The sequence below is a fragment of the Pantoea sp. EKM20T genome (assembly GCF_011800485.1).
In the GTDB taxonomy this organism is placed as follows: domain Bacteria; phylum Pseudomonadota; class Gammaproteobacteria; order Enterobacterales; family Enterobacteriaceae; genus Pantoea; species Pantoea agglomerans.
Window position 1 is genome coordinate 393,474 of record NZ_JAALFW010000004.1, and the last position, 24,470, is coordinate 417,943.

Below are 24,470 nucleotides of genomic sequence, written 5' to 3' on the forward strand. Positions count from 1 at the left end.
CGCTGCGGAGATATCAATGACACTGTACCAGGGTATGCTAATTTTCTATGCCGTTGTTGCATTGATCGCTACGCTGATCACGTTCTTCATCGCCAAAGATAAGCTGAGCATCAAACTGCTGAGCGCCTTTCTGGTGGGGGCCACCTGGCCGATGAGTTTTCCTGTCGCGCTGATGTTTGCTCTGTTTTAATTGACATTATCCCCTTAGATACCACACTCAGGTAAGACGTCCCTGACCTGCAAACCGCTGATCACCGACGTGGCCTTGTTCATGACGGTTAATAAGGAGCGGATATGCGCGTTATCAGTGTGATGATTCTGGTTTCTCTTCTCAGTGCCTGTAGTGCCCCGTGGCACGCTGAAAAACCGGTTCCGGCGGCCGAAACCCGCCAGCAGACCTGCCAGCCAGGCTCCAATCCCAGCCAGAACGACTGCGGTCATTTCCCTGAACCTGAATTCCATTGATCCTGTCACAAGGCGATCGCTGCTGTGAGATCTCAATTACGCTATTTCATCGCATAACAAGGCTTTACACGCTGCTAACCGGTCAGTAAAGTAGCGCCCAGACATCAATTCTGATGCGTAAGCGTTAACGTCAACCAACGCCCCCGCAGCACTGCTGCATGTGATGATCCCTGCCATGATGCCTGTACAACACCCAGCTAAACCTCTCGCTGCGTATTCCAGCGCCACATTTTTTTTGTTCGTCCTGCTGCTGACCGCGGCTAATCTTCGTGCGCCCATTACTGTCATCGGCCCGGTACTACAGGATATCCGCCAGACCTTTGGCCTGAGTGTCGGTGAAGCGGGCCTGTTTAACTTTATTCCACTGATGCTGTTTGCCCTGCTCGCCCCACTGGCCGCCTGGCTGGGAAATCGCGTCGGGCTTGAGCGCAGTTTATGGGGCGCGCTATGCCTGATCACTGCCGGTTCGCTGTTGCGCTGGCAGCCTGCTGAAGCGGCGTTGTGGAGCGGAACGCTGTTGCTCAGCGCAGGTATTGCCGCCGCCAACGTGCTGCTGCCGCCACTGATTAAACGCGATTTCACCGCCCACACCGCTAAATATATTGGCCTTTATGCCGCCACCATGTCGATTACTGCCAGCCTGGCATCTGGCATTGCCGTTCCGCTGAGCCAGCTTTCAGCGGCAGGCTGGCGACTCTCGCTGGTTGTCTGGGCGCTACCGGCGCTGATTGCGCTACTCGTCTGGCTGCCGCTGTTACGTCAACGGCGGTCAACCGCAGCGTCCGCCGACGCGCCCGTTGCATATCGCCATCCGTGGCGAACGCCCGGCGGCTGGCAAATCGCACTGTTTATGGCGCTGCAATCGCTGGCGTTTTATACCCTGATTGACTGGTTTACGCTGTTTGCCCAGGATAACGGCTTCAGTCAGGCCCAAGCAGGCTGGCTGCTGTTCTGGTATCAGGCAATTGCGATCGTCGCTAACCTGGGCTGCATGGTGGCGCTGAAGCGCGTAAAAGATGCCCGGCTTACCGCGTTCATTGCTTCATCAGGCATTTTCCTCGGCATGCTGGGCCTATTGTTCAATCCGCAGTGGGCCGTCATCTGGCTGACACTGGCCGGACTGGGCGCAGGCGCATCACTGGTGCTCTGCCTCTCACTGTTTAATCTTCGAGCCACCCATCACCGTCAGGCGTCACAGCTGTCGGGCATGGCACAGTGTGTCGGATATGCGCTGGCGGCACTCGGCCCTTTGTTCTTTGGCGTGCTCCATGAGCAGAGCGGTAACTGGACGCTGCCCTTCAGCGTGCTGGCAATGCTGAGCCTGTTACAGATGCTGTTGGCTCCGCTTGCAGCGCAGTCAAAACCCATTAGCTGAAAATGCGGCGGAGCCGTTAACAATAAATGACTCGCCGATCGCGGATGCTTAGCATCACGGGTCGGCGGGAATCGACGGGAGAATGTGCGTGTCTGAACTGAATAATGCTCTGCTGCAGGAGATCCTGGATCAGGTGCGTCCGCTGATCCATCAGGGAAAGGTGGCTGACTATATCCCTGCGCTGGCGGATGTGGCTGCCGATCATCTGGCAATAGCGGTTTGCCTGCGTGATGGCACCCTCTTTCAGGCGGGCGATGCTGAGACGCGCTTTTCGATTCAGTCGATCTCCAAGGCGCTTTCTCTGACCGTAGCACTGACCCGCTATGAGGACAGCGAAATCTGGCAGCGGGTCGGCAAAGAGCCTTCTGGCCAGCCATTTAATTCATTGGTTCAGCTGGAGCTGGAACAGGGCAAGCCGCGTAATCCGTTTATTAATGCCGGTGCGCTGGTGATTTGCGATCTGCTGGAAACCCGACTGACCGCCCCGCGTCAGCGAATGCTGGAAATTGTGCGCCAGCTGAGTCAGCAGTCCGATATCAATTATGATCGCCACGTTGCCCGCTCTGAGTTCGAACATTCGGCCCGCAATGCAGCGATCGCCTGGCTGATGAAGTCGTTTGGAAATTTCGATAACGATGTCACCAGCGTGATGCAGACCTATTTCCACTACTGTTCGCTGTCGATGAACTGCGTTGAGCTGGCCCGCACGTTTATCTATCTGGCGAATCAGGGCAAAACGCTGGATGGCAGCCAGATGATTACTCCACGTCAGGCGCGGCAGATTAACGCACTGATGATCACCAGCGGGATGTACGACGGCGCTGGCGAATTCGCGTGGAGAGTCGGGATGCCCGCAAAATCGGGCGTGGGTGGCGGGATTATTGCCATCATCCCAGGTGAGATGAGCATTGCCGTCTGGTCGCCTGGGCTGGATAGCGCGGGCAATTCTCTGGCCGGTACCGCTGTGCTGGAATTGCTGACCGAGAAGCTGGGGCGATCGATATTCTGAGTCTGAGCGCGCAAGTCACAGGCTCGCCGTGGTGAAATGCGGCGGGATTCCCATGATTTCGGGAAGCTGATTTTGCATTTTCCGTGTAGTCCGCTGGCGATTTGAGTCGTTAGCGATAATCAGAACTCAAAAAACTAATTAGTGCGAAATCTGCGCCAGATCGTCTTCATTCAGACCAGTCATCCGCATAACGGTATTGCGATCCATGCCACTCTTCAGCATGGTGTGGGCAATTCTGAGGCTTGCTCCACGACTACCTTCTGTCCGTCCCTGTTCAATACCCTGTTCAATGCCTTTCTCAAGCCCTATCTGCTCAAGCTGTTGTGCGATAGTCATAAGTGCGTTCTCGTGTTGGGGCACACGCTGTGCCAGCTCCCGTACAAAGGCTTTGGCGTCCGATGTTTCACCCGCCTGTACAATGTAGTGTACCAGCGTTATCACCTGTGATGAAGAGTGATAACCAGCCTGCAAAATGGTTACCAGCCTGTCCATCATTTCAGCCAGATCACGCTGCCGGATATGCTTCTGCAACAGGGTCAGAGCCGCCATGCTGCGATGTTGCATGATCTCATCGTCAGGAATCACCGTGACATCGACCAGCGGAAAACTACGGCTGTAAAGCCTGTCCGCCAGCGCCGGGGCGTCGAACTCATCCAGCCACCGGGTCGAATAGGGATAGGGAGTGCGTCTGCCAGTGTAAAACAGTACGGGAATTACCAGCGGCAACCGCTTATGCCCTGCTTCAAGATGGCGCTGCATGGCAGCCACTGCATAGCGCATCAGCCGAAATGCCATATGTTTGTCTGGCACAGACTGATGCTCAATGAGTACATGGATATATCCATCGCCAGCGGTTGTTTTAAGACTGTAAAGCACGTCGCTAAAGTACTGCCGAAGGTCATCCTCGACAAATGACCCCGACTCCAGTTTCAGCGTGCTGAGATCACAGCATATGCGCAGCTCTGGCGGCAAATGCAGCTCCATGAAATCCCGGGCAATATCCGGCTGAGTCAGAAATTGCCGGAATGTGGCATCATGAGGCACAGGCGTGCTGTTCTTCTTTTTCACTGGCCAGAATCCTTTCTGTTCCTGAAGCGCTTACAACGGCTGATTCAGCCAGTAAAAGGCTCTAATTCCTGTAGCGCACGAACGTTTAAAGTCCTGATGGAAATAACGAAATTAATACCCTGATGACTAAACAGCGTAAAACGCTTTTCCTGAAATCTACGAGGTTGCTCTGAATATCAACCCCTGTCGGGCATTAAAAACTATTCCATCTGACTCAGCTCACCACATTAATTGGCTCGCCCTGAATAAAGGCCGCGATATTGGTCATCACGCCAGCCACCAGATTCTCTACGCCGCTGCGACTTGCCCAGGCGATGTGCGGTGTCAGCAGCAGCGTTGGCAGATCCGCCAGCAGCGGATTATCCGGAGCGGGCGGCTCGCTGCTCAGCACATCCAGCGCCGCACCACCAATCTGCCCCTGCTTTAACGCGGCAGCAAGATCGGCTTCGTTAATCAGTCCGCCACGAGCCGTGTTTATCAGCAGCGCCTGTGGCTTCATTTTATCCAGCGCCTCGCGATCAATCATCTGGCGGGTGCTGTCACTCAGCGGGCAGTGCAGCGAAATGATGTCGCTGGTCGCCAGCATCTGCTCAAAGCTGACATAACCGTCACGCACCCTTTCACTGCCTTTTCGCTCGGCGTACTGCACCTGCATTCCCAGCGCCTGGGCCAGCCTGCCGACCGCCTGGCCGATGTCGCCTTTGCCCGCGATGCCCAGCGTGGCACCGCCAATATCCCCTATCGGCTGATGATGCACACAGAAGTGCTTAGCCTGGGGCCAGTCGATGCGGGTATTGCTGGCATAAGCCATCAGCTGACGGCGCAGGGCAAAAATCGCGGCTATCACCGCCTCTGAAACGCTCTGAGTTGAATAGCCTGGAACATTACTGACCACGATGCCGCGTGCGCGGCAGGCATCAAGATCGATACAGTCATAGCCCGTCGCTGCGACACAGATAAAACGCAGTTCAGGCAGTTGTTGCAGTGTGTCAGCCCGCAACGGCACTTTATTGGTGATAGCGACCGTTGCGCCCGCCAGAGAAGATACAATGTCATCAGCCGGAGTCTGCGCGCGCATCTCCCAGTCAGCCTGCTGTTGACCGGTCGGCAGGGGTACCGGCAGCGTGTCACCATCCAGCATTACAATTTTCATTTTTTATTCCTTCATCAGGTTTGGTTAAACCGCAGGCGAATGATTAATGTTATTTGTATGTGCACCGCGAGTAACAACTAAGTTAAATGATGCTGAAATTAAAGTGAAAATGTTCAAAGAGTGCGAAATTTTTCGGAACAAATGCCACTTTATTTAACTCTTTTATTCCCTTCGCGTTACACTGCCGCCCTGAATTCTGACCTCATACGACCGTTGAAATCATGCCGGGATCTTCACTCAGACAACGACTCACCGCCGGTATTGCGATACTGGCCGTGCTGCTGTTGTTTGTTGCACCGATGATCTCAAAGAATCTCGCTGAACATCATGCCAGGATGCAAGGCGCTTCGATCATGAGCGCAGAGATGCCGATGATGGATCATCACAGCGAGATGTCGATGGCGGATCACGGGATGATGATGGGCCCGGGCTTTGCCTGTGGCTACTGCGATCTGCTGGTGCATGTTCCGCTGATGCTCTGGGTTTTTATCCCGTTTATCTGGTGGATGTGCCTGATCAGCCGCGCCCCGCCGCCAGCGGCTATCAATCCACCCCAATGGCGACGGCTGTTGCGTCTTCATCGACCGCGCGCGCCACCCTTTATCGCGTCACACTCACTGCTTACTAATCCGATTGCGTGACAACGTCACCTGATCGTCTTTGTCTTTTGAAAAGTGTGGAATGCTATGTCCTCTTCTCAGGAAATGTCCCCTGCACCGCGCGGCACGGTGTTTAATCTCTTTCGTCGCCTGCATTTTTATATCGGCCTGTTTATTGCGCCGTTTATTTTTGTCGCGGCACTCACCGGCACGCTCTACGTTCTGACACCGCAACTGGAACAGGCTATCTACCATGATGCCCTGACCACCGACGCGCAGGGTGTGGCACAACCGCTGTCCGCCCAGATTGCCGCTGCGCGAGCCCGTGCCGGTGAATCAGCACGCATTTACGCTGTGCGTCCGGCACCCGGCCCGCAGGATACAACCCGCGTGCAGTTTGCCGAGCCACAGCTTGGCCCATCGGAATCACGATCGCTGTTTATTGACCCCTACACCCTGCAGGTGAAAGGCGATATGACGGTGTATGGCACCAGCGGTGTGCTGCCGCTGCGCATGTGGCTGGATCAGCTGCATCGCGGCCTGTTGCTGGGTGATTTTGGCCGAAACTACAGTGAACTGGCAGCCTCCTGGCTGTGGGTCGCTGCGCTGGGTGGGATTGTCTTATGGTCCGGCACCCGGCCGCCGCGCATCCGCAGTAAAGCACGGAGCGGCTTCGCGGCAACCCGTCACTGGCATGTCACGCTGGGGCTGCTGCTGGCAATCGGACTGGTGTTCTTTTCAGTAACCGGGCTGACCTGGTCACAGTGGGCGGGCAATAATATTGAAAAGATGCGCAGCGACTTTGGCTGGAAAACGCCGCAGGTCAATACTGCACTGAACGGTAACGCGCCCGCTGAAGCCGCCGATCCCCATGCTGACCATCGCGGCGCGATGGAAGGGATGACGATGTCCGGAATGACTATGCCGGCCAAAACCGCCGCACCGGCGATTCTCAATCAGCCGAATGCCAGCTGGGATCAGGCGCTGGCAGCGGCGCGTCAGGCCGGACTGCACGCAGCGAAACTGGAACTACGCCAGCCTAAGAACGCTGAACAGGCGTGGACGGTTTCGGAGATTGACCGCAGCTGGCCAAGCCAGGTCGATGCGGTTTCAATTAATCCGACTGATTTTAGCGTGGTCGACCGCGTTGAGTTTGCCAGCTTCCCGCTGGTGGCGAAACTGACCCGCTGGGGCGTGGATGCGCATATGGGCGTGCTGTTTGGCCTGCCTAATCAGCTGATTCTGGCGCTGTCTGGCTTTGGACTGTGCACAATGATTGTGCTGGGCTACCGCATGTGGTGGATTCGTCGCCCGGCTGTTCCGCAGCTCAACCCCTCGCAGACGCTGTTATCCGCCTGGCTGGCGCTGCCGCGCTATGCGCAGGGCACCAGCCTGATAGTGATGCTGGCGCTGGGATATGCTCTGCCCGTTATGGGAATCAGCCTGCTGGTGCTGGTGCTGCTGGATATTCAGCGCTGGCGCAGCGCACAGCGCGCCGCAGTCGTCCGCGTGGATGTCGCTCCGGACAAACAGTCGCCGCTGGCCATCGTCCAGTCGCGTTTTGCCGGGAAGCGCAAAGAGATGCGCTATTTTCTGCGCAGCGTGACGGTGCTGGCGCTGATTGTCATTACGGTGATGGCGAATGCGATGATTGGCGGAGTGATTGATCAGTATCAGATCCCCTTCAGTCACTGGTCGCTGACCATGTATATCACCCAGGCGATGATGATCCTGCTCTACTCCACGGTCTTTACCGGGCTGTTGTCGATTCCACTCTGGTATTTCTTCCTCGGTGAGAGCGACGAACAGGGCAAGTAGGCTGGCAAGACACCCTAAACTCTGTTATTCAAAATAACTGACGAAGCCGGGCAAAACTCCCGGCTTCTCATTCTCCGCCTGAGGTCTATGATCGTTGTTATGAGTCACTTTATTTGAGAGCAAATCATGAACATTGTGCGAGCTAATCCTGAACAACTGTTTGAGTACGGTCCTTTTACCGTCCGTCGCCAGCGTCCTGGCGAGGCGTTAAGCCCGCTGGTCAGTGTTGATCTGATGTCGCTAAAACTTGATGCCCGCATTCCGATGCAGCAGCATCAGGATGAAGAAGTTTTCACCTACCTGTGGCGTGGTTCGATGCAGCATCAGGACAGTAATGGCGAACGTACCCAGCTTTCTGCAAAACGCGTGATGGTGGTGAACGCGGGTGATGGCGTTCAATACGAAGAGTCGGTGCCGTTATATGAAGCGGAGCTGTTACAGGCGGTTATCCGACCGGCACTTCGGGGCGGTGAAGCAATGACCCAGGTGCTGGAGCGCGATCAGGGCATTATGACCAATGGCTGGACCGAACTGGCCGGGCCGGAAGAGTCTGATGCGCCGCTGGAACTTCGCCAGGAAGTCTACATCTTCGACACACTGCTTGAGCGCAACCATACGCTGGACGTGCCGTCGATGCCGGGCTTTGTCGCTTATCTCACCGTGCTTGAAGGGATTATTCGCGTCGGCGATCTGCGACTGAGTCGCGGTGATGCCGTCAGCGGGCTGGATTCCAGCATTGAGATCGTGGGCGATCGGGATGCCAATCTGGTCTGCTTCCTGATAAAGCCCGATAATTTTGCATAAAAAAGCGCGGGAACTTCCCGCGCTCATCTCTTGCTTTAAGCAGATTAAAGCGTGCTACGTTGCTGCATCGCCTGAACCCGTTTATAGGCATGATCGAACTGACGTACATCATCGCGCAGCCAGTGGCGTTGCGTCAGCGGAGCATCATCCAGCGCCTGCGGCAGCGGCACACCCGCCAGCGATCCCCGGCAGCAAAAGGCACGCGCCAGCGTTGGGGTGGCAATGCCGATATAACGGGCAAATTCAGGTAATGTCATCAATGCTGTACTCATTTCCCACCTCCTGTAAACACAATCTCCCCTGCATTTTCAGGCCAAATCCTGAATGCTTTTATTGATCTGAAACATAGATGTGGTACTAATCTTCTGCCTGCTAATGAGAGCGTTCACCGCGTCTGACGCAAACCGAGAAAGAAGTGAGGAACCCGTGCGCCATTATGGATTGATGATTGCCCTGCTGTTTTCCGGCTTTGCCACCGCTCACACCCTGACCCCTGGTCAGCCTGTACCACCTGTCTTCGTTGCCGATAAAGGCGAAATGGTGCTGAATCAGGGCGACATAAATTATCAGCGCTGGAACAGTCAGACTCTGACCGGAAAAGTGCGTCTGGTGATTCATGTGGCGGGTCGTCTCTCAGCGAAGGATCAGAATGCACGATTAATCGAAGCCATTCAGCAGGCCAGCCTGCCGCGTGACCGTTTTCAGACCACTACCATCGTGAATACTGACGATGCGCTGCCTGGCAGTGCCATTTTTGTGGTGCGCAGCATCGCTTCCAGTAAAAAAGCGGCACCGTGGCAGCAATTCATTATCGACAGCAGTGGCGTAACCGCGCACAGCTGGCATCTTAAGCCGGAAAGCGCGTCCGTGGTGGTGATTGATCCGGCAGGCATTGTGCGCTTTGCTAAAGATGGCGCATTATCTGCGGAGGATGTCGCCAGCGTGATGAAACAGCTACGCGCATTACTGGGTTAAATCACGCATAATGCCCATCCGGCTATCGCCGCAAAACGCGGAAGGCTGCTGAATTCTCCGACATTTTTATTATCGTGAACTACTCTTAGTTGTAATGGATTAACCCGCCGTTCTTTGAAAACCTGCCAACTATGCTATGGCAGTCGGGGACGATTATTGAAGATGGCATCGAATCATTCGACCTGCTGTGACTTCCTCTGTAGATAAGGACAGCCATGATGACGGTCTGTGCAGAACAACACGTCAATTTCATACACAGCGATGCAGCCAGCCTGTTGAACGACATTGAGCAACGGCTTGATCAGCTTTTACCGGTTGAAAGCGAACGTGACTTAGTGGGCGCTGCCATGCGCGACGGTGCGCTGGCACCAGGAAAGCGTATCCGTCCACTGCTGTTGTTGCTGGCAGCGCGCGATCTGGGCTGCAACGCCACGCCTGCCGGCCTGCTTGATCTCGCCTGCGCGGTAGAGATGGTGCATGCCGCATCACTGATTCTGGATGACATGCCCTGCATGGATGATGCGCAACTGCGTCGCGGACGTCCGACCATTCATTGCCAGTATGGTGAACATGTCGCGATTCTGGCCGCGGTGGCCCTGCTGAGTAAGGCATTCGGCGTGGTCGCTGCGGCAGAAGGCTTAACGGCAACCGCCAGAGCCGACGCTGTGGCAGAATTATCCCACGCAGTCGGCATGCAGGGGCTGGTGCAGGGGCAGTTTAAGGATCTCTCCGAAGGTGACAAGCCACGCAGCGCTGACGCCATTCTGATGACCAATCACTATAAAACCAGCACCCTGTTCTGCGCCTCCATGCAGATGGCCTCTATCGTGGCTGAAGCCTCAGGTGAAGCCCGCGAACAGCTGCACCGTTTTTCTCTTAATCTTGGTCAGGCTTTCCAGCTACTGGACGATCTCACTGACGGCATGGCCGACACCGGTAAAGATGCCCATCAGGATGACGGGAAATCAACGCTGGTGAATCTGCTGGGACCACAGGCGGTTGAAACGCGACTGCGCGATCATCTGCGCTGCGCCAGCGAGCATCTGTTATCGGCCTGCCAGGACGGTTATGCCACACACCATTTTGTTCAGGCCTGGTTTGAGAAAAAACTCGCTGCCGTCAGTTAAGGATGCTGCATGAGCCACTTTGCGGTCATTGCACCGCCTTTCTATAGCCATGTGCAGGCGCTTCAGCACCTTAGCCAGGCCTTAATCGCACGCGGACACCAGATCACTTTCATCCAGCAGACGGACGTTAGCGCGCTACTCACCGATAGCCGGATCGGCTTTTTCCCGCTGGGTTTAGCCTCGCATCCGGCAGGCAGTCTGGCACACACCCTGCAACTGGCGGCGCATCCTCTCGGCCCCTCAATGCTGAAACTGATCAATGAGATGGCCCGCAGCACCGATATGCTCTGTCGTGAACTGCCCGTGGTGCTGAGCACCCTGGCGATTGATGGCGTGATCGTCGATCAGATGGAGCCTGCCGGTGCACTGGCGGCAGAAGCGCTGAACCTGCCTTATGTTTCGGTTGCCTGTGCGCTGCCACTTAACCGTGAAGCGGATTTCCCGCTGGCCGTGATGCCGTTTGACTATGCCAGGACCGATCAGGCACGCGAACGCTATCGCACCAGTGAAAAAATCTATGACTGGCTGATGCGACGTCACGATCGGGTGATCGCCCGCAACGCTCATGCGATGGGATTAGCGCCACGGGAAAAACTGCATCACTGTTTTTCACCGCTGGCGCAGATCAGCCAGCTGATCCCGGAACTGGATTTTCCCCGCCAGACGCTGCCCGATCATTTCCATTCGGTTGGCCCGCTGCGTACCACTGAACCGGCACCCGCCGCGTCGCAGCCTCGCTACTTCCCGCATGGCGACAGACCGCGCATTTTTGCTTCACTCGGCACGCTGCAGGGACATCGCTACGGCCTGTTTAAAACCATCGTCCGCGCCTGCCAGGAGATCGATGCTCAGTTATTGCTGGCGCATTGCGGTCGGTTGTCACCTTTCCAGGCGGAGAAACTGGCGCAGGCCAGCCATGTTCAGGTGGTCGATTTTGCCGACCAGGCAGCTGCACTGGCTCAGGCCGATCTTGCCATTACGCACGGCGGCATGAATACGGTGCTGGATGGGATTAACCACCTGACGCCGCTGCTGACGATCCCGCTGGCCTTTGATCAGCCGGGTGTGGCTGCCAGAGTGGTCTGGCACGGTATCGGACGTCGCGCCTCACGCTTTACCACCAGCCACTCCATGGCACGTCAGCTCCAGACCTTACTGGCTGATGAAAGCTACGTTCAGCAGATGAAAACGCTGCGTAGCGCACTTCGTCAGGCGGGCGGAACCACCCTGGCGGCGGACATCGTCGAACAGGCGATGCTGACCCGCCAGCCGGTGCTCACCAGGAGAGACTATGCCGCGGTATGATCTGATTCTGGTGGGCGCGGGGCTGGCCAACGGGCTGATCGCCCTGCGCCTGAGACAGCAGCGGCCCTCCCTGCGCATTCTGCTGATTGACGCCGAACGTGAACCGGGTGCCAATCACACCTGGTCGTTTCATGCGGAAGATCTCACCGAAACGCAGCATCGCTGGATCGCTCCGCTGGTAGTACATCACTGGTCCGGTTATGAGGTCCGCTTTCCCCAACGCAGTCGCAGCCTGAACAGTGGCTATTTTTGCGTGACTGCGGAGCGCTTCGCGCAGGTCATCCGCGACAGGTTTGCGCCGGATCTGCTGCTGAATACCCGGGTTGCGAGCATCGCTTCACGCGCGGTTACGCTGGACGATGGCCGGGTGCTGGAGAGTGACGCAGTGATTGATGGCCGTGGCTACCAGCCCGATGCCGCGCTGCGCATGGGCTTCCAGTCGTTTGTCGGACAGGAGTGGCAGCTCAGCGAGCCACATGGCCTGACCGCGCCGATCATCATGGATGCCACGGTAGATCAGCAGGCAGGCTATCGCTTTGTCTACAGCCTGCCCTTTTCTGCAGACACCCTGCTGATTGAAGATACCCATTACATTGATAACGCCACGCTGGAAGGCGATCGCGCCCGTCAGAATATCCGCGCCTATGCCGCGCAGCAGGGGTGGCGTTTAGACCGGCTGCTACGCGAAGAGCAAGGCGCATTACCCATTACGCTGACCGGCGACGTGGCCGCCTTCTGGCAGAACCGCGATTTGCCCTGCAGCGGTTTGCGTGCCGGGTTATTCCATCCGACTACCGGCTATTCTCTGCCGCTGGCGGTCGCGCTGGCTGACCGGCTGGCGCAGATGCAGACGTTTACCTCTGAGACCCTGCACGCCACCATTCAGCAATTCGCCAGTCAGGCATGGCAGCAACAGCGCTTCTTCCGCATGCTGAACCGTATGCTGTTTCTGGCGGGTCCGGCTGACCAGCGCTGGCAGGTTATGCAACGTTTTTACGGCCTTCCCGAAGGTCTGATCGCCCGTTTTTATGCGGGAAAACTCACTTTGCCTGATCGGCTGCGCATCTTAAGCGGCAAGCCCCCGGTCCCCGTTCTGGCGGCGTTACAGGCTATTATGACTCCTCACCGTCAACAGGCGATGCAATGAATAGAACTACAGTAATTGGCGCAGGCTTTGGTGGTCTGGCTCTGGCAATTCGCCTTCAGGCGTCAGGCGTTCCCACCCGACTGCTGGAGCAGCGTGACAAGCCTGGCGGCCGGGCTTATGTCTATCAGGATCAGGGCTTCACGTTTGATGCCGGCCCCACGGTAATCACCGATCCCAGCGCCATTGAAGAGCTGTTCACCCTGGCGGGTAAAAAGCTCTCTGACTATGTCGAGCTGATGCCGGTGAAGCCGTTTTATCGCCTCTGCTGGGAGTCCGGCAAGGTGTTCAGTTATGACAACGATCAGCCCGCGCTGGAAGCGCAGATTGCCGCGTTTAATCCGCGTGACGTTGAAGGATATCGTCGCTTTCTGGCCTATTCCCGAGCGGTGTTTGCTGAAGGCTATCTGAAGCTTGGCACCGTGCCGTTTCTGTCATTCCGCGACATGCTGCGGGCCGCGCCTCAGCTGGCAAAACTTCAGGCGTGGCGTAGCGTTTACAGCAAAGTGGCGAGCTACATTGAAGATGAGCATCTGCGTCAGGCCTTCTCTTTCCACTCACTGCTGGTGGGCGGAAATCCGTTTGCCACTTCCTCAATCTATACCCTGATTCATGCGCTGGAACGTGAATGGGGCGTCTGGTTCCCGCGCGGTGGCACGGGCGCGCTGGTGCAGGGCATGGTGAAACTGTTTGAAGATCTGGGCGGCGAAGTGGAGCTCAATGCCAGCGTTGCCCGGCTGGAGACCCAGGAAAACAGGATTACCGCGGTACACCTGAAAGATGGCCGGGTCTTCCCAACCCGCGCGGTTGCCTCCAACGCAGATGTGGTTCACACCTACCGCGAACTGCTGAGCCAGCATCCCGCTTCGCAGGCGCAGGGACGATCACTGCAAAACAAACGCATGAGCAACTCACTGTTTGTGATCTATTTTGGCCTGAATCATCATCACAATCAGCTGGCGCACCACACGGTCTGCTTTGGTCCGCGCTATCGTGAGTTGATTGATGAGATCTTTAACAAAGATGGCCTGGCAGAGGACTTCTCGCTCTATCTGCATGCGCCCTGCGTGACCGATCCCTCACTGGCGCCGGAGGGCTGCGGCAGCTACTACGTGCTGGCGCCAGTACCGCACCTCGGCACCGCCGATATCGACTGGGCCGTTGAAGGTCCGCGCCTGCGCGATCGCATTTTTGACTATCTGGAACAGCACTATATGCCGGGCCTGCGTAGCCAGTTGGTCACGCATCGCATCTTCACGCCGTTTGATTTCCGCGATGAGCTGAATGCGTATCAGGGCTCGGCCTTCTCGGTGGAGCCGATCCTGACGCAAAGCGCCTGGTTCCGGCCTCACAACCGCGATAAAAATATTGATAATCTCTATCTGGTCGGTGCAGGTACCCATCCTGGCGCGGGTATTCCAGGCGTAATTGGCTCGGCCAAGGCTACCGCAGGATTGATGCTGGAGGATCTGGCTTGAATAGTCCGTCACTGCTCGATCATGCCGTAGACACCATGGAGGTGGGATCGAAAAGCTTTGCCACCGCGTCAAAACTGTTTGATGCCAAAACCCGACGCAGCGTGCTGATGCTCTACGCCTGGTGCCGTCACTGTGATGATGTGATTGACGATCAGGTCCTGGGATTCAGCAACGATACGCCATCGCTGCAATCCGCCGAACAGCGCCTGGCGCAGCTGGAGATGAAAACGCGTCAGGCCTATGCCGGATCCCAGATGCATGAGCCCGCCTTTGCGGCCTTTCAGGAGGTGGCAATGGCACACGATATTCTGCCTGCTTACGCTTTTGATCATCTGGCGGGCTTTGCGATGGACGTGCATGAGACACGCTATCAGACGCTGGATGATACGCTGCGTTACTGTTACCACGTCGCGGGCGTGGTTGGCCTGATGATGGCGCAGATTATGGGCGTACGCGACAACGCCACGCTGGATCGCGCCTGCGATCTCGGTCTGGCGTTTCAGCTGACCAATATTGCGCGCGATATCGTTGAAGATGCTGAAGCGGGACGCTGCTATCTGCCCGCTACGTGGCTGGCTGAAGAGGGGCTGACCCGAGAGAATCTGGCCGATCCGCAAAATCGCCAGGCACTCAGCCGCGTCGCCCGTCGGCTGGTGGAAACGGCGGAGCCCTATTATCGATCGGCGTCGGCTGGCCTGCCGGGTTTACCGCTGCGTTCAGCGTGGGCGATTGCTACCGCGCAGCAGGTCTATCGTAAAATCGGTATGAAGGTGGTTCAGGCGGGTTCACAGGCGTGGGAGCAACGCCAGTCCACCAGCACGCCAGAGAAACTGGCACTGCTGGTGGCGGCATCGGGTCAGGCGGTTACTTCCCGGGTGGCGCGTCACGCTCCACGCTCCGCTGATCTCTGGCAGCGCCCCGTTTAACGCCATGACGTTCTCGCAGCGTCGCCTGCAGTTTTGACAGCGGCGGCGCGTAAAGAAAGCCAAACGAGACACAGCCCTCTTTGCCTCGTACCGCATGATGCATGCGGTGCGCCATATAAAGCCTGCGTAAATAACCCCGGCGCGGAACATAGCGGAATGGCCAGCGCTGATGCACCAGGCCGTCATGCACAATAAAATAGAGCAGGCCGTAGAGTGTCATACCCGCGCCGATCCACTGCAAGGGCCAGACACCCGTGCTGCCCAGATAAATGAGCAAAATCGACAAAGCGGCGAACACTACGGCATAGAGGTCATTAACCTCAAACCAGCCTTTATGCGGTTCATGATGTGACAGATGCCAGCCCCAACCCCAGCCATGCATAATGTATCTGTGCGCCAGTGCAGCCGTTATCTCCATTCCGATAACAGTGACCAGAACAATCAGGGCATTCCAAATCCACAACATAGTTTCTCCCGAACATGCATCCTGCAAAGTGGCGCAGAGGTTCAATTTTAACAGAGATTGGGGAAAACAGTGTTCAGGAGAAAAATAAGGGAACACGCCGTTGAAGCTTGAATGATCACCATCCTGATATTTGTGTGGGACGCAGCCTTTAAAGCAGATCGTGATTCAGCGGGGTACGAAAAGCGTGGCGTGCCGCGGTCATTAACTGACTGGCGGTGACGGTCGTGGGTAAGCGCATCAGAATTTTGCTGGCCTGCCAGTAACAGAGCAGCATGACCTCATCCTCCTCTTTTTCAGCCAGTTCATGCAGGCGGGCGCGCAGTGATAACACATCAATGGTCTGCTGCTCGTCAAGCATGTCAGAGATCGTCTGATTGATGACGTGATGGAGAGTTTTCCAGGTGAGATCGGTATGCAAAATTAACCTCTTCTAACGCTTATCAGCTCCGGGCAAACAAACAGCAGTGAAGCAGCTTAAATGGCTGCATCCTGCAAAAGATTGCACACTGCTGACAACTATAGCTGTTCGTGGGCGGCTACGCCGTGCCAGCAGTTGAAAATGCCAAAGTTGGCAATTCTAACGACTAATGGACCTGCCTGTCGCGTATTACACGCGACTCATCAGCTGATTGCTGTTTTTTGTAACAATTGCAGCTGATTCTTAACTGGCTGATGTCAGAGGGATTTGCCAGGGTAAACAGGTTTCCCGTCTCGTTAATGTTCAAGGAGTTGTCGATGAGTCAGCACGCTGATGTACTGGTATGGGGCCACGGCCCTGAGATATTTGAAGTCTTTCTGGAACCCACCTGTCCTTTTTCGGTGCGCGCCTTCAATAAATTCGACGCGTTACTGGCGCACGCGGGTGAAGAGAACATCACCCTGAAGATCCGTCTGCAATCACAGCCGTGGCACCTCTATTCCGGGCTGATAGTGCGCTATATCCTTGCCGCCGCCTGCGAAAGTAAAGAGGCCGCGAAAAAGGTGATGCAGGCGGTGGCCGATCATCGTGAAGAGTTTGAGTTCACCGATCACTGTACCGGTCCGAACCGCGATGCCACGCCGAATCAGATCCTCGCCCGCCTTAAAGATTACAGCGGCGTGAATGCCAGCGCCGCGTTTGATCAGCCCGACCTGCAGAACGCCATTAAATGGCACTGCAAGTATGCCCGTCAGAACGGCATTCACGTTTCACCAACCTTTATGGTTAACGGTCTGGTACAGCCCGAAATCAGCAGCGGTGACGATATAGCGCACTGGGCAAGCTTTCTGATTCGTTAATCTTAGTGCGCGGCTGTGCCTGGCCGCGCCAGACTGAGTCTCTCCTTTGCGACCCCACTCACGCGCAAACTCAATATCCTGATAATTAAGCCTGTTTTCCCATGTGGAGGCCGGGTAAGCTGTACCGCTATCAGCAGCAGACGGTGGGATTAAAGCCGCTGCTGTTGTTCATCTTAACGGCACCGCTGGCCTGCATGGCGATAACCTGACGTTACGCCGGGCCCGCACGCCTAATTCATTGAGGATTTGCTGATGACGATGACGCTGCAACAACTGCAGGACAAATATCCGGGTGCCTTCACAGATGCATTTGGTGACTCCCCGGAATTAGCCAGCGAGCTCGCAACGCTGATTATTGCCGGTAAGAAAGTAGCTACCTGCGGGTCGTTGCGGAGCTGGCAGGATCAGGAAGCATTGCCTCAACCGGGCGGTTACAGCATTGTTCTCAACGGCGAACAGCAGCCCGTCTGCGTGATCCGCACCACCGGATTGTTTCTGACGCGCTTTGATCGCGTCACGCCAGAGATGGCGATGCTGGAGGGTGAAGGCGATCTGAGCCTCGACCACTGGCGTCAGGAACATCAGCGCTACTTCGAGCGTGAAGGCTATTTTCACAGCGAAATGGAGCTGATCTTCGAGACGTTCCAGCTGGTCGAGGTAGTCTAAACCGGCACGTTACAGCGTGTTTGCCGCCATCAGCGCAAGCCGCGCAATCCCCCGCGCGGCAAGGTTATCAGCCGCCTGGGCTGCGCGCATGCCACTGGCACACACCAGTACCACACGCTGATTGACCGGCGGTTGCCAGGCCGCTATCTGCTGCGGCAGAATTCGCACCACCCGCTCGGCCACACTGACCGGTGCCTCTTCCAGGCTGCGCAACTCCACTATGCAATCATCCTCCATCAGCATGGCCCGATCGATAAAGGGCGTGCCGGGCGCGTCAGGTTCAGGTGCGTCATCAAAACGAAACTGCCTGATATGCCAGTCAACAAAGTCACAGTGGATCATGCAGCCGAGCGGTGATGGCGTCAGTTTTAACAATACGCTCAGCGCCATCTGTGCCTGCATTGCGCCCAGCGTCGCTACCGCCGGTCCCATTACGCCTGCCGTATTGCAGTTACCCGAGGCCGTGGGCAGCTGCGGGAACAGCGCGCGATAGCCAGGCGCACCGCCACAGAATCCGCCAACATAGCCTTTGCGTCCCAGCACCGAGGCGCAGATCAGCGGCAGGCCTGCCGGATAACAGACATCGGAGAGCTGATAAGTAATGGCGAAGTTATCCGCCGCATCCACCACCAGATCGATTCCCTCCAGCGCCTGCGGCAGTTGACTGGCGCTTAGCGCGTGTGGATACGCCTCAACGCGACAGTCAGGATTGCGCTGCGCCAGCGCACGCTGAGCGCAAAATACTTTCTGCTGACCCACATCGTCGATGCCAAACAGCGTCTGCCGGTGGAGGTTGTGCAGTTCAACCCGATCGCCATCGTAAAGACGGATAAATCCCACACCCGCGCCTGCCAGTAACGGCAGCAGCGTTGCACTAAGCCCGCCCGCCCCCACCACCAGCACCCTTGCCCTGCTCAGCCGCTGCTGCCCCGCTTCACCAATCTCTGGCAACATCGTCTGTCGCTGATAACGCTCCATCGCTGCTCCTTAACTGAATTGTGCCAGACCAAAAATAGGCGTAGAGGCAGACGCCATGTCGCGCTGCTCCATCAGTCCCGCCTGAAACGCCTCGTGTCCGCCGTGGATCGCAGCAGCAAAGGCACCGGCCATGCGCACCGGATCGCGCGCTTTTGCCACCGCCGTGTTGAGCAGCACGCCATCGAAACCCATCTCCATCGCCTGAGCCGCCTGGCCAGGCGCGCCAATGCCCGCATCAATAATCAGCGGCACATCTTTAAACCACGCACGCATAGCGCGCAGTCCCTCGATATTACGCAGCCCCTGGCCGGAGCCGATCGGCGCGCCCCAGGGCATCAGCACTTCACAGCCCGCTTCCAGCAATTTTTCGCCGACAATCAGATCTTCCGTGGTGTAGGGAAACACCTGGAAGCCGTCAGCGCACAGAATCCGCGCGGCTTCAACCAGCGCAAAAGGATCGGGCTGCAACGTGTCGGCATGGCCAATCACCTCCAGCTTGATCCACGGTGTGTCGAACAGTTCACGCGCCATCTGCGCCGTCGTCACCGCCTCTTTCACCGTGTGGCAACCCGCCGTATTCGGCAGAATACGTTTGTTGAGCTGTTGCAGCAGCGTGCGGAAAGCGCCGCCTTCACTGCCTTCCCGCCGCAGGCTGACGGTAATAATCTCCGCGCCTGACGCGTTGATCGCCTGATGCAGAATGTCCGGTGACGGATAACCGGCCGTGCCGAGCAGAAATCGGGATTGCGGAGTAAATTGATAGAACATGGTTAACCTCCCTGCATCGGTGACAGGATTTCGAGCTGGTTGCCCGCCTCAAGTTGCTGGCTGGCATAGCGGCTACGCGGTACAAACTCCCCGTTCAGCGCGGTGGCGACGGTCCGCGGATCGATCTCCTGCTCCGCCATAAGCTCCGCCAGCGTCGTTGCGCTGGTTTCAATCGTGCGTCCATTCAGTTCAACGCGCATGAGTCATCTCCTGAGTCAGTTGCAGCATAAGTTTTTCAGCCATGATCGGGGCCAGCAAAAAGCCGTGGCGGTAGAGGCCGTTAAGTGAGAAACGCCCATTTTCGTAGCGGACTTCCGGCAGGTTCTGCCGGTAAGCAGGACGCAGACCGGTGCCGCTCTCCACGATCCGCGCTTCGGCCAGTGCCGGATGCAGGCTGTAAGCGGCGCTGAGCAATTCCATCATCGCCCGGGCGCTGATCGGGCTGCTGTCGTGGCTTTCCACCATAGTGGCACCCAGCATGAAGTGGCCTCCGGCACGCGGCACCAGATAGCAGGGAAAGCGCGGGTGCAGCAGCCGGACAGGACGGGAGAGTTGTACGTCGGATGTGTGCAGGATCACCATTTCGCCCCGCACGGCGCGCAGGGCTGGCTGCCGATCGGAGGCGTGGATGCCACGGCAGTCGATGATTTTGCCGCCGGGTTTACCGCTGTGAAAGAGGACGCCAGCCTGTTGCAGTTTTTCGCGCAGTTGCTGCAAGGCGCGGCGCGGTTCGAGATGCGCCTCTGCGGCGAAAAACAGGCCGCGGGCAAAGCGGTTTTCCAGTGCGGGTTCAATGTCACCGGGAGAGACCCACTGATGCTGCTGCGTCATGCTGGCGAAGCGCGTCAGTTCGCGGCTGTCACGCGGCGGAGCAACCACCAGCGTGCCCTGCTGTTCCACGCCATCAACGCGTTTCGCCCACCAGCTGGCCGCGTGCTGGCCCCATTCGATCACCTGTGGCGGTGCGCTTTCTGCTTCACACCAGGGCGCGAGCATGCCGCCCGCCCAGTGCGAGGCCGCACGGCAGTCAGGCTGAGTAATAACTTCGACCGTTTCTCCCCGCTCCAGCAGCAGCGTGGCGACACAAAGCCCGGCAACGCCGCTGCCGAGCACCGACCAGCGGCTCATGGTATCCACCGGACAGGAAAAGAAAGATTCAGGATGAGATTTTTCAATTTGGCCTCGTTATCAGTTAACGAAGACCCGTGATACAGAGGGAAAAGGCAGGAACGTTGCGAATGCGCCCCTGCGGCAAGTATCTGATGAGATACCCGTCTTCCTACGCCAGTATCAACTGGGTCAGGTTCTAAGGGTCGCTAAGCCGCGCGGTGCGCTATTAGCCTCTCAGTCTCTCTGGCGAGACTCCCCTGACGGGTTTAGTTGTAAGTTAAGCAGACAGCTTCGTCAAGCAGACTGCATGGAACCGGGTCAGAAAATCGGACTTAACCGGCAGAACCGAAATGCCAGTCAGTTGCGGTTGCCAGCGTCACAAAGGGGCCCGCCAGCGTCTGGTTGTGATGCGCAATAATCTTCTCCGCAGAGAGGTGGGGATTATCGACGGTGGTGTGCGCATCGGAAATCAGTACGACGTTAAAACCCAGCTCCGGGGCTGCCCGACAGGTAGTATCAACGCAGAACTCCGTTTTCATCCCCGCAATCACCAGTTGCTTAATGCCCTTTTGCTTCAGCTGAAGCTGCAGGCCAGTATCCCTGAAACAGCTGGGATATCTTTTGGTGAAGACGACATCACTCTGCGGGTTAGCCTGCAATTCCGGGATCAGGCGCGTCAGCGGGCTTTGCTCGTTAAAAGGGGAATCATCCGGGCCGATATGTCGTGCGAAAAAGAGGGGGACGGCAGAAGCCCGGGCTTTAGTAATCAGAAGTGAGATGTTCGACAAGATCGAATTTGCGGCGAAGGGAGCCTCGGGACCATTAAAAAGGCCCTGCTGCATGTCGATAATTAAAAGTGCACTTACAGATGTAACCATGACGTGTCTCCATTCAGTTTTAAGAACGGAGAACAGCTCCCCGTCCGGTTCGGCGGGGAGTGAGAATCAGTTGTGTCAGGTGCCTGTCACAGAGTCGCTCACGCCGCCGCCAGAGGCGGTGGTGGTGACGGTTGTGAAAGACAGAACTGACATAAACATTTTCTGACCCTGAGTTAATGCGTTCGGTGAAGTCACCCTCAGAAGGATGGCGCTGACATCTACATTACCCTGTACGCCGTCGCTTTTAAAGCGCCTGCAGCGATTGGGTTAACGCATCGGTTATTTCACGAATGCGCGGTTCGGCGCGGCGATAGTAAGTCCATTTCCCGACTTTGCTGGCTTCAACCAGCCCCGCATTGTGAAGTGCTTTCAGGCATAACGAGGTGGCGGGCTGTGATAAGCCCGCCTTGTCCTGTATGAGGCTGGCACAGACGCCATACTGATCGAAGGGATAGAGCTGGGTATAGCCCGCAAACGCTTCGTCAGGATTTTTAAGCCACTTCAGCACTGCCACTCTGGTCGGGTTGGACAGTAACTTCAGGGCATTTTCGGGGGACATGCCGCCTCACAGAATATCAGGATGGATAAAATGGATAGTCAGTATAGCCTTTCTCAGTGCCGCCATACAGGGAGGCGTGATCGACCTCATTCAGCGGATATCCTGATTTAATCCGCGCGGGCAGATCGGGATTAGCGATAAATGAGCGGCCAAAACCAAACAGGTCGCCCCAGCCTTTTTCCAGCACATGCTGCGCTTTATCAGCCGTGTAGCGACCCGAATAGATGATCGGAGAGCGGAATGTTTTCCGCAGTGCGATCCGGAAGCTCTCTGGCATCTCCGGGCTGTTGTCCCAGTCGGCTTCAGCAATGGAGAGATAGCCAACTTCCAGCTCGTTCAGCAGTGCTGCTGCGCGGATGTAGGTCGCGTGTGGATCACTTTCAACCAGGCCGAGATAGACGCGCTCTTCGTCGGTACTGGTAAACAGAGTCGCAAATCTGACGCCAACGCGGTGGCTGCCAAATACCGAGCTGACCGCCTCAACGACTTCTCGCAGGAAGCGCAGACGATTCTCAGCAGAGCCGCCATATTCATCCGTACGGAAGTTGGTGTGCTCAGAAATAAACTGGTTAATCAGATACCCGTTGGCGGAATGGAGTTCCACACCGTCGAAACCGGCCGCTTTGGCATTCTCCGCCGCGCGTCGGTAAAGCTCTACGATCTCTTTAACTTCCGATGTAGTCAGTGCGCGTGGCTCGCTGGGTGCGGTCAATATGCCGGCGCCAGGCCCGGTTTCAATAAATACCCGGACGTTATCGGCTGCGATGGCTGAAGGGGCAACGGGTGCCTGCTTGCCCGGCTGCAGTTCATTATGCGACACGCGGCCAACATGCCAGAGCTGGCAGAAAATCGTGGCCCCTTGCTGATGTACTGCCTCTGTAACCTTTTTCCAGCCGGCGATCTGCGCTTCGCTGTGGATCCCCGGCGTCCATGCATAGCCCTGCCCGCGAGGCTCAATCTGGGTGCCTTCGGTGATCATCAGTCCCGCGCTGGAACGCTGGCGGTAGTACTCCACCATCATCTCGCCGGGAATGTTGCCCGGTTGTTCACTGCGGCAGCGCGTCAGTGGCGGCAGTACAATGCGGTTACGAAGCTGAAGGTCGCCCAGACTCAAGGGGGTAAAAAGTGACGACATGACAAAAAATCCTCTGATGTGTGAAGAGGCGACATTATATTTACACATTTAAATTTGTAAATGTGTAATCTGTGCTTTTTGTCCGGAGCGGTATCTGCGGTTTCTGGCAGAGGGTCACTTTCTGGGTGGAGTGCTGACAGCGCGTGGGATTAACAGTCCCTCAGCGCAGCGCCTGACTGCGTAACGCCAGGAGGAGATTCTGCAGACGCCGCTTTCAGGCAAATTGCTTCGCCGGGACGGAGGTGCTGCCTGCAGGATCATAAGAACATTAAGAAGCGTATTTTTCAGTGAACGCCTGCCACTGCTGACGATAAACCTCCAGTTGACTAAGTGCGCCATCAATGGAGGGCTGTGCTTTGTTGTCAGGATTCGGCGTGGCACGAATCAAATCGGCAAAGGTGCTGAAGACAGAGTCCATATCACGGCCCGACTTCATGGCTTCCATCATCCCGGCCAGCTCCACCTGTGGCCGTGCGGTTGCGCTCTTAACCTGGCTGAGATAGTCACGTGCGCTCTCCTGCATGTCGCGTGTTCCATGACGTATGGCTAACGCCAGCGTATCCTGTGCTCCCAGCAACGTCTGACGTTCACGAATGGCAACTTTGACGCTTATCATCTCATCAGCAATCTCATTCGCCTGCTTCTGGTTATCGCCGGAGACATATTTTTCTATCAGTTTATGGAGCTTAGACTGCGTCAGGGTCAGCGCCATGGCTTCCGAGGTATCCGAATTATCGTACTGATTACGGCCCACCTGGCCTTCAGCCAGCACCTCATGGAGTGCAGCGGCAAACTCATCCATAGCGGTCTGCGTATTGGCAGCCGTCATACTCAGAAGCGGAGTAAATGTTCTGGCGTCCCAGCTGGTGTAGGGATCGTTGAATAACGCATATCCGAGGTTAACGGACGGTCCCTGACCGGATGACTTTGTCTTTGCCAGTTCCTCTGAATTTTTGGCCTGCTGCTCTGCCGTAATGGGCTCAGCGATAGCCTGCACCAGGCGCGCTCTTGCCTCGGGTGAGATCACCACCACACTGGCAGGTAATTCTTTTCCGGTAATAGTTTCTTTAGTCGTGTTCTCAGCTCTGTTTGTTACGGTGAGCGTGGCTAAATATCCTCTTGCCACCTCTGTTGTCACGCCATTGATTAACCCCATAATGCCCTCTACGGTTTGATTGGTTGAACAATTTATCGGCAAAATGTAACCAATCTTTACCGAAATCTTATTGCTGTCTGGGTTAAGACGGCTCAGGGCAAGTCTGGCTATCATCGCCGCTGCGGCCTGACTTTGATCCAGAAAAGGTTCAGAATCCCCAGGCTGACCAGCCAACGGGTCCAGGCAGCGTTTCAGACTTTACGGAATGCACAGGAAAGTTTCAGAGCAGT

28 protein-coding genes and 1 riboswitch are annotated in these 24,470 nt (G+C 56.5%); of the genes, 15 read left to right on the plus strand and 13 right to left on the minus strand.

The window, feature by feature from the left end:
* Positions 1-16 precede the first annotated feature (16 nt).
* From HFD94_RS10095 to glsB, 4 genes are all read left to right on the plus strand, one after another.
* Positions 17-190 carry a GhoT/OrtT family toxin gene (locus HFD94_RS10095; RefSeq protein WP_010247416.1) on the plus strand — a complete coding sequence of 58 codons (174 nt, stop codon included), beginning with the start codon at positions 17-19 and terminating at the stop codon, positions 188-190.
* 104 nt (positions 191-294) lie between these two features.
* Entirely contained in the window at positions 295-465 is a 171-nt protein-coding gene (locus HFD94_RS10100; RefSeq protein ID WP_010247418.1) for a hypothetical protein, read from the plus strand.
* Positions 466-640: 175 nt separating this feature from the next.
* Entirely contained in the window at positions 641-1,840 is a 1,200-nt protein-coding gene (locus HFD94_RS10105; RefSeq protein WP_167433102.1) for an MFS transporter, read from the plus strand.
* Positions 1,841-1,922: 82 nt separating this feature from the next.
* Positions 1,923-2,849: a glutaminase B gene (gene glsB / locus HFD94_RS10110; RefSeq protein ID WP_010247422.1), complete on the plus strand. Its 927-nt coding sequence runs from the start codon at positions 1,923-1,925 to the stop codon at positions 2,847-2,849.
* Between the two features lie 138 nt (positions 2,850-2,987).
* On the opposite strand, the gene HFD94_RS10115 is transcribed toward glsB, so the two are convergent.
* Positions 2,988-3,917: an Rpn family recombination-promoting nuclease/putative transposase gene (locus tag HFD94_RS10115; RefSeq protein WP_010670735.1), complete on the minus strand. Its 930-nt coding sequence runs from the start codon at positions 3,915-3,917 to the stop codon at positions 2,988-2,990.
* 214 nt (positions 3,918-4,131) lie between these two features.
* A complete protein-coding gene (locus tag HFD94_RS10120) occupies positions 4,132-5,070 on the minus strand; it encodes a D-2-hydroxyacid dehydrogenase (protein WP_167433103.1) in 939 nt (312 codons plus the stop codon).
* A gap of 221 nt (positions 5,071-5,291) precedes the next feature.
* On the opposite strand from HFD94_RS10120, the gene HFD94_RS10125 reads away from it, so the two are divergent.
* From HFD94_RS10125 to HFD94_RS10135, 3 genes are all read left to right on the plus strand, one after another.
* On the plus strand, positions 5,292-5,711 hold the full coding sequence (locus HFD94_RS10125) for a DUF2946 domain-containing protein (protein WP_033768568.1): 420 nt from the start codon (positions 5,292-5,294) through the stop codon (positions 5,709-5,711).
* Positions 5,712-5,756: 45 nt separating this feature from the next.
* Positions 5,757-7,487 (plus strand): DUF2534 family protein, encoded by a 1,731-nt coding sequence (locus HFD94_RS10130; protein WP_167433104.1) that lies wholly within the window; start codon positions 5,757-5,759, stop codon positions 7,485-7,487.
* 126 nt (positions 7,488-7,613) lie between these two features.
* The gene (locus tag HFD94_RS10135; protein ID WP_158132261.1) at positions 7,614-8,291 is read left to right on the plus strand and encodes a pirin family protein; all 678 of its coding nucleotides are present in this window, start codon (positions 7,614-7,616) and stop codon (positions 8,289-8,291) included.
* A gap of 44 nt (positions 8,292-8,335) precedes the next feature.
* On the opposite strand, the gene HFD94_RS10140 is transcribed toward HFD94_RS10135, so the two are convergent.
* Positions 8,336-8,563, minus strand: coding sequence for a hypothetical protein (locus tag HFD94_RS10140; RefSeq protein WP_010247439.1), 228 nt, complete (start codon positions 8,561-8,563; stop codon positions 8,336-8,338).
* A gap of 172 nt (positions 8,564-8,735) precedes the next feature.
* Here HFD94_RS10140 and HFD94_RS10145 point away from each other — a divergent pair, with 172 nt between their 5' ends.
* From HFD94_RS10145 to crtB, 6 genes are all read left to right on the plus strand, one after another.
* Positions 8,736-9,266, plus strand: a complete 531-nt coding sequence (locus HFD94_RS10145) for a YtfJ family protein (protein WP_167433125.1) — start codon at positions 8,736-8,738, stop codon at positions 9,264-9,266.
* A gap of 218 nt (positions 9,267-9,484) precedes the next feature.
* Positions 9,485-10,393 carry a polyprenyl synthetase family protein gene (locus tag HFD94_RS10150; RefSeq protein ID WP_010247444.1) on the plus strand — a complete coding sequence of 303 codons (909 nt, stop codon included), beginning with the start codon at positions 9,485-9,487 and terminating at the stop codon, positions 10,391-10,393.
* Positions 10,394-10,402: 9 nt separating this feature from the next.
* Positions 10,403-11,698: a glycosyltransferase gene (locus tag HFD94_RS10155; RefSeq protein ID WP_163799988.1), complete on the plus strand. Its 1,296-nt coding sequence runs from the start codon at positions 10,403-10,405 to the stop codon at positions 11,696-11,698.
* On the plus strand, positions 11,685-12,845 hold the full coding sequence (gene crtY / locus HFD94_RS10160; protein ID WP_167433105.1) for a lycopene beta-cyclase CrtY: 1,161 nt from the start codon (positions 11,685-11,687) through the stop codon (positions 12,843-12,845). The genes HFD94_RS10155 and crtY overlap by 14 nt, the downstream gene beginning before the upstream one ends.
* Positions 12,842-14,320 carry a phytoene desaturase gene (locus tag HFD94_RS10165; protein WP_167433106.1) on the plus strand — a complete coding sequence of 493 codons (1,479 nt, stop codon included), beginning with the start codon at positions 12,842-12,844 and terminating at the stop codon, positions 14,318-14,320. Before crtY ends, HFD94_RS10165 begins: the two co-directional genes overlap by 4 nt.
* Complete coding sequence (gene crtB / locus HFD94_RS10170; RefSeq protein ID WP_167433107.1) at positions 14,317-15,246, plus strand: 15-cis-phytoene synthase CrtB; 930 nt, start codon at positions 14,317-14,319, stop codon at positions 15,244-15,246. Before HFD94_RS10165 ends, crtB begins: the two co-directional genes overlap by 4 nt.
* Here the strand turns inward: crtB and HFD94_RS10175 are convergent.
* Positions 15,185-15,712 carry a sterol desaturase family protein gene (locus HFD94_RS10175; protein WP_010247467.1) on the minus strand — a complete coding sequence of 176 codons (528 nt, stop codon included), beginning with the start codon at positions 15,710-15,712 and terminating at the stop codon, positions 15,185-15,187. The two genes, crtB and HFD94_RS10175, sit on opposite strands and share 62 nt — an antisense overlap.
* Positions 15,713-15,860: 148 nt before the next feature.
* Positions 15,861-16,130, minus strand: a complete 270-nt coding sequence (locus HFD94_RS10180) for a hypothetical protein (protein ID WP_010247470.1) — start codon at positions 16,128-16,130, stop codon at positions 15,861-15,863.
* A 317-nt stretch (positions 16,131-16,447) separates the two neighbouring features.
* Here HFD94_RS10180 and HFD94_RS10185 point away from each other — a divergent pair, with 317 nt between their 5' ends.
* Positions 16,448-16,990, plus strand: a complete 543-nt coding sequence (locus tag HFD94_RS10185; RefSeq protein ID WP_033768581.1) for a thioredoxin domain-containing protein — start codon at positions 16,448-16,450, stop codon at positions 16,988-16,990.
* 252 nt (positions 16,991-17,242) lie between these two features.
* Positions 17,243-17,656 (plus strand): ASCH domain-containing protein, encoded by a 414-nt coding sequence (locus HFD94_RS10190; RefSeq protein WP_010247476.1) that lies wholly within the window; start codon positions 17,243-17,245, stop codon positions 17,654-17,656.
* A 9-nt stretch (positions 17,657-17,665) separates the two neighbouring features.
* On the opposite strand, the gene HFD94_RS10195 is transcribed toward HFD94_RS10190, so the two are convergent.
* The 8 genes from HFD94_RS10195 to HFD94_RS10230 all read right to left on the minus strand — a co-directional run bounded on the left by HFD94_RS10195 (position 17,666) and on the right by HFD94_RS10230 (position 24,240).
* The gene (locus tag HFD94_RS10195) at positions 17,666-18,634 is read right to left on the minus strand and encodes a HesA/MoeB/ThiF family protein (protein WP_167433108.1); all 969 of its coding nucleotides are present in this window, start codon (positions 18,632-18,634) and stop codon (positions 17,666-17,668) included.
* Between the two features lie 9 nt (positions 18,635-18,643).
* Entirely contained in the window at positions 18,644-19,402 is a 759-nt protein-coding gene (locus tag HFD94_RS10200) for a thiazole synthase (protein WP_010247482.1), read from the minus strand.
* A gap of 2 nt (positions 19,403-19,404) precedes the next feature.
* A complete protein-coding gene (gene thiS, locus HFD94_RS10205) occupies positions 19,405-19,602 on the minus strand; it encodes a sulfur carrier protein ThiS (protein ID WP_033780144.1) in 198 nt (65 codons plus the stop codon).
* Positions 19,592-20,530, minus strand: a complete 939-nt coding sequence (locus HFD94_RS10210; RefSeq protein ID WP_167433109.1) for an FAD-dependent oxidoreductase — start codon at positions 20,528-20,530, stop codon at positions 19,592-19,594. The genes thiS and HFD94_RS10210 overlap by 11 nt, the downstream gene beginning before the upstream one ends.
* 131 nt (positions 20,531-20,661) lie before the next feature.
* A riboswitch (TPP riboswitch) is annotated at positions 20,662-20,781 on the minus strand.
* A 63-nt stretch (positions 20,782-20,844) separates the two neighbouring features.
* Entirely contained in the window at positions 20,845-21,390 is a 546-nt protein-coding gene (locus HFD94_RS10215) for a cysteine hydrolase family protein (RefSeq protein WP_167433110.1), read from the minus strand.
* A 244-nt stretch (positions 21,391-21,634) separates the two neighbouring features.
* A complete protein-coding gene (locus HFD94_RS10220) occupies positions 21,635-21,949 on the minus strand; it encodes a helix-turn-helix transcriptional regulator (protein ID WP_167433111.1) in 315 nt (104 codons plus the stop codon).
* A gap of 16 nt (positions 21,950-21,965) precedes the next feature.
* Positions 21,966-23,084 (minus strand): alkene reductase, encoded by a 1,119-nt coding sequence (locus tag HFD94_RS10225; RefSeq protein WP_167433112.1) that lies wholly within the window; start codon positions 23,082-23,084, stop codon positions 21,966-21,968.
* A 268-nt stretch (positions 23,085-23,352) separates the two neighbouring features.
* Positions 23,353-24,240, minus strand: a complete 888-nt coding sequence (locus HFD94_RS10230; protein ID WP_231113936.1) for a hypothetical protein — start codon at positions 24,238-24,240, stop codon at positions 23,353-23,355.
* Between the last annotated feature and the right edge of the window lie 230 nt (positions 24,241-24,470).

Excerpts from the sequence above, each read along its gene's own strand:
- HFD94_RS10175 (WP_010247467.1), bottom strand. The coding sequence starts at position 15,712 with ATGTTGTGGATTTGGAATGCCCTGATTGTTCTGGTCACTGTTATCGGA.
- HFD94_RS10100 (WP_010247418.1), top strand. The coding sequence starts at position 295 with ATGCGCGTTATCAGTGTGATGATTCTGGTTTCTCTTCTCAGTGCCTGT.
- HFD94_RS10135 (WP_158132261.1), top strand. The coding sequence starts at position 7,614 with ATGAACATTGTGCGAGCTAATCCTGAACAACTGTTTGAGTACGGTCCT.
- thiS (WP_033780144.1), bottom strand. The coding sequence starts at position 19,602 with ATGCGCGTTGAACTGAATGGACGCACGATTGAAACCAGCGCAACGACG.
- glsB (WP_010247422.1), top strand. The coding sequence starts at position 1,923 with ATGTGCGTGTCTGAACTGAATAATGCTCTGCTGCAGGAGATCCTGGAT.
- HFD94_RS10215 (WP_167433110.1), bottom strand. The coding sequence starts at position 21,390 with ATGGTTACATCTGTAAGTGCACTTTTAATTATCGACATGCAGCAGGGC.
- HFD94_RS10095 (WP_010247416.1), top strand. The coding sequence starts at position 17 with ATGACACTGTACCAGGGTATGCTAATTTTCTATGCCGTTGTTGCATTG.
- HFD94_RS10145 (WP_167433125.1), top strand. The coding sequence starts at position 8,736 with ATGATTGCCCTGCTGTTTTCCGGCTTTGCCACCGCTCACACCCTGACC.
- HFD94_RS10225 (WP_167433112.1), bottom strand. The coding sequence starts at position 23,084 with ATGTCGTCACTTTTTACCCCCTTGAGTCTGGGCGACCTTCAGCTTCGT.
- HFD94_RS10220 (WP_167433111.1), bottom strand. The coding sequence starts at position 21,949 with ATGTCCCCCGAAAATGCCCTGAAGTTACTGTCCAACCCGACCAGAGTG.
- HFD94_RS10120 (WP_167433103.1), bottom strand. The coding sequence starts at position 5,070 with ATGAAAATTGTAATGCTGGATGGTGACACGCTGCCGGTACCCCTGCCG.
- HFD94_RS10190 (WP_010247476.1), top strand. The coding sequence starts at position 17,243 with ATGACGATGACGCTGCAACAACTGCAGGACAAATATCCGGGTGCCTTC.
- HFD94_RS10155 (WP_163799988.1), top strand. The coding sequence starts at position 10,403 with ATGAGCCACTTTGCGGTCATTGCACCGCCTTTCTATAGCCATGTGCAG.
- HFD94_RS10150 (WP_010247444.1), top strand. The coding sequence starts at position 9,485 with ATGACGGTCTGTGCAGAACAACACGTCAATTTCATACACAGCGATGCA.
- HFD94_RS10130 (WP_167433104.1), top strand. The coding sequence starts at position 5,757 with ATGTCCTCTTCTCAGGAAATGTCCCCTGCACCGCGCGGCACGGTGTTT.
- HFD94_RS10105 (WP_167433102.1), top strand. The coding sequence starts at position 641 with ATGATGCCTGTACAACACCCAGCTAAACCTCTCGCTGCGTATTCCAGC.
- HFD94_RS10200 (WP_010247482.1), bottom strand. The coding sequence starts at position 19,402 with ATGTTCTATCAATTTACTCCGCAATCCCGATTTCTGCTCGGCACGGCC.
- crtY (WP_167433105.1), top strand. The coding sequence starts at position 11,685 with ATGCCGCGGTATGATCTGATTCTGGTGGGCGCGGGGCTGGCCAACGGG.
- HFD94_RS10125 (WP_033768568.1), top strand. The coding sequence starts at position 5,292 with ATGCCGGGATCTTCACTCAGACAACGACTCACCGCCGGTATTGCGATA.
- HFD94_RS10140 (WP_010247439.1), bottom strand. The coding sequence starts at position 8,563 with ATGAGTACAGCATTGATGACATTACCTGAATTTGCCCGTTATATCGGC.
- HFD94_RS10230 (WP_231113936.1), bottom strand. The coding sequence starts at position 24,240 with ATGGGGTTAATCAATGGCGTGACAACAGAGGTGGCAAGAGGATATTTA.
- HFD94_RS10165 (WP_167433106.1), top strand. The coding sequence starts at position 12,842 with ATGAATAGAACTACAGTAATTGGCGCAGGCTTTGGTGGTCTGGCTCTG.
- HFD94_RS10185 (WP_033768581.1), top strand. The coding sequence starts at position 16,448 with ATGAGTCAGCACGCTGATGTACTGGTATGGGGCCACGGCCCTGAGATA.
- HFD94_RS10195 (WP_167433108.1), bottom strand. The coding sequence starts at position 18,634 with ATGGAGCGTTATCAGCGACAGACGATGTTGCCAGAGATTGGTGAAGCG.
- HFD94_RS10210 (WP_167433109.1), bottom strand. The coding sequence starts at position 20,530 with ATGAGCCGCTGGTCGGTGCTCGGCAGCGGCGTTGCCGGGCTTTGTGTC.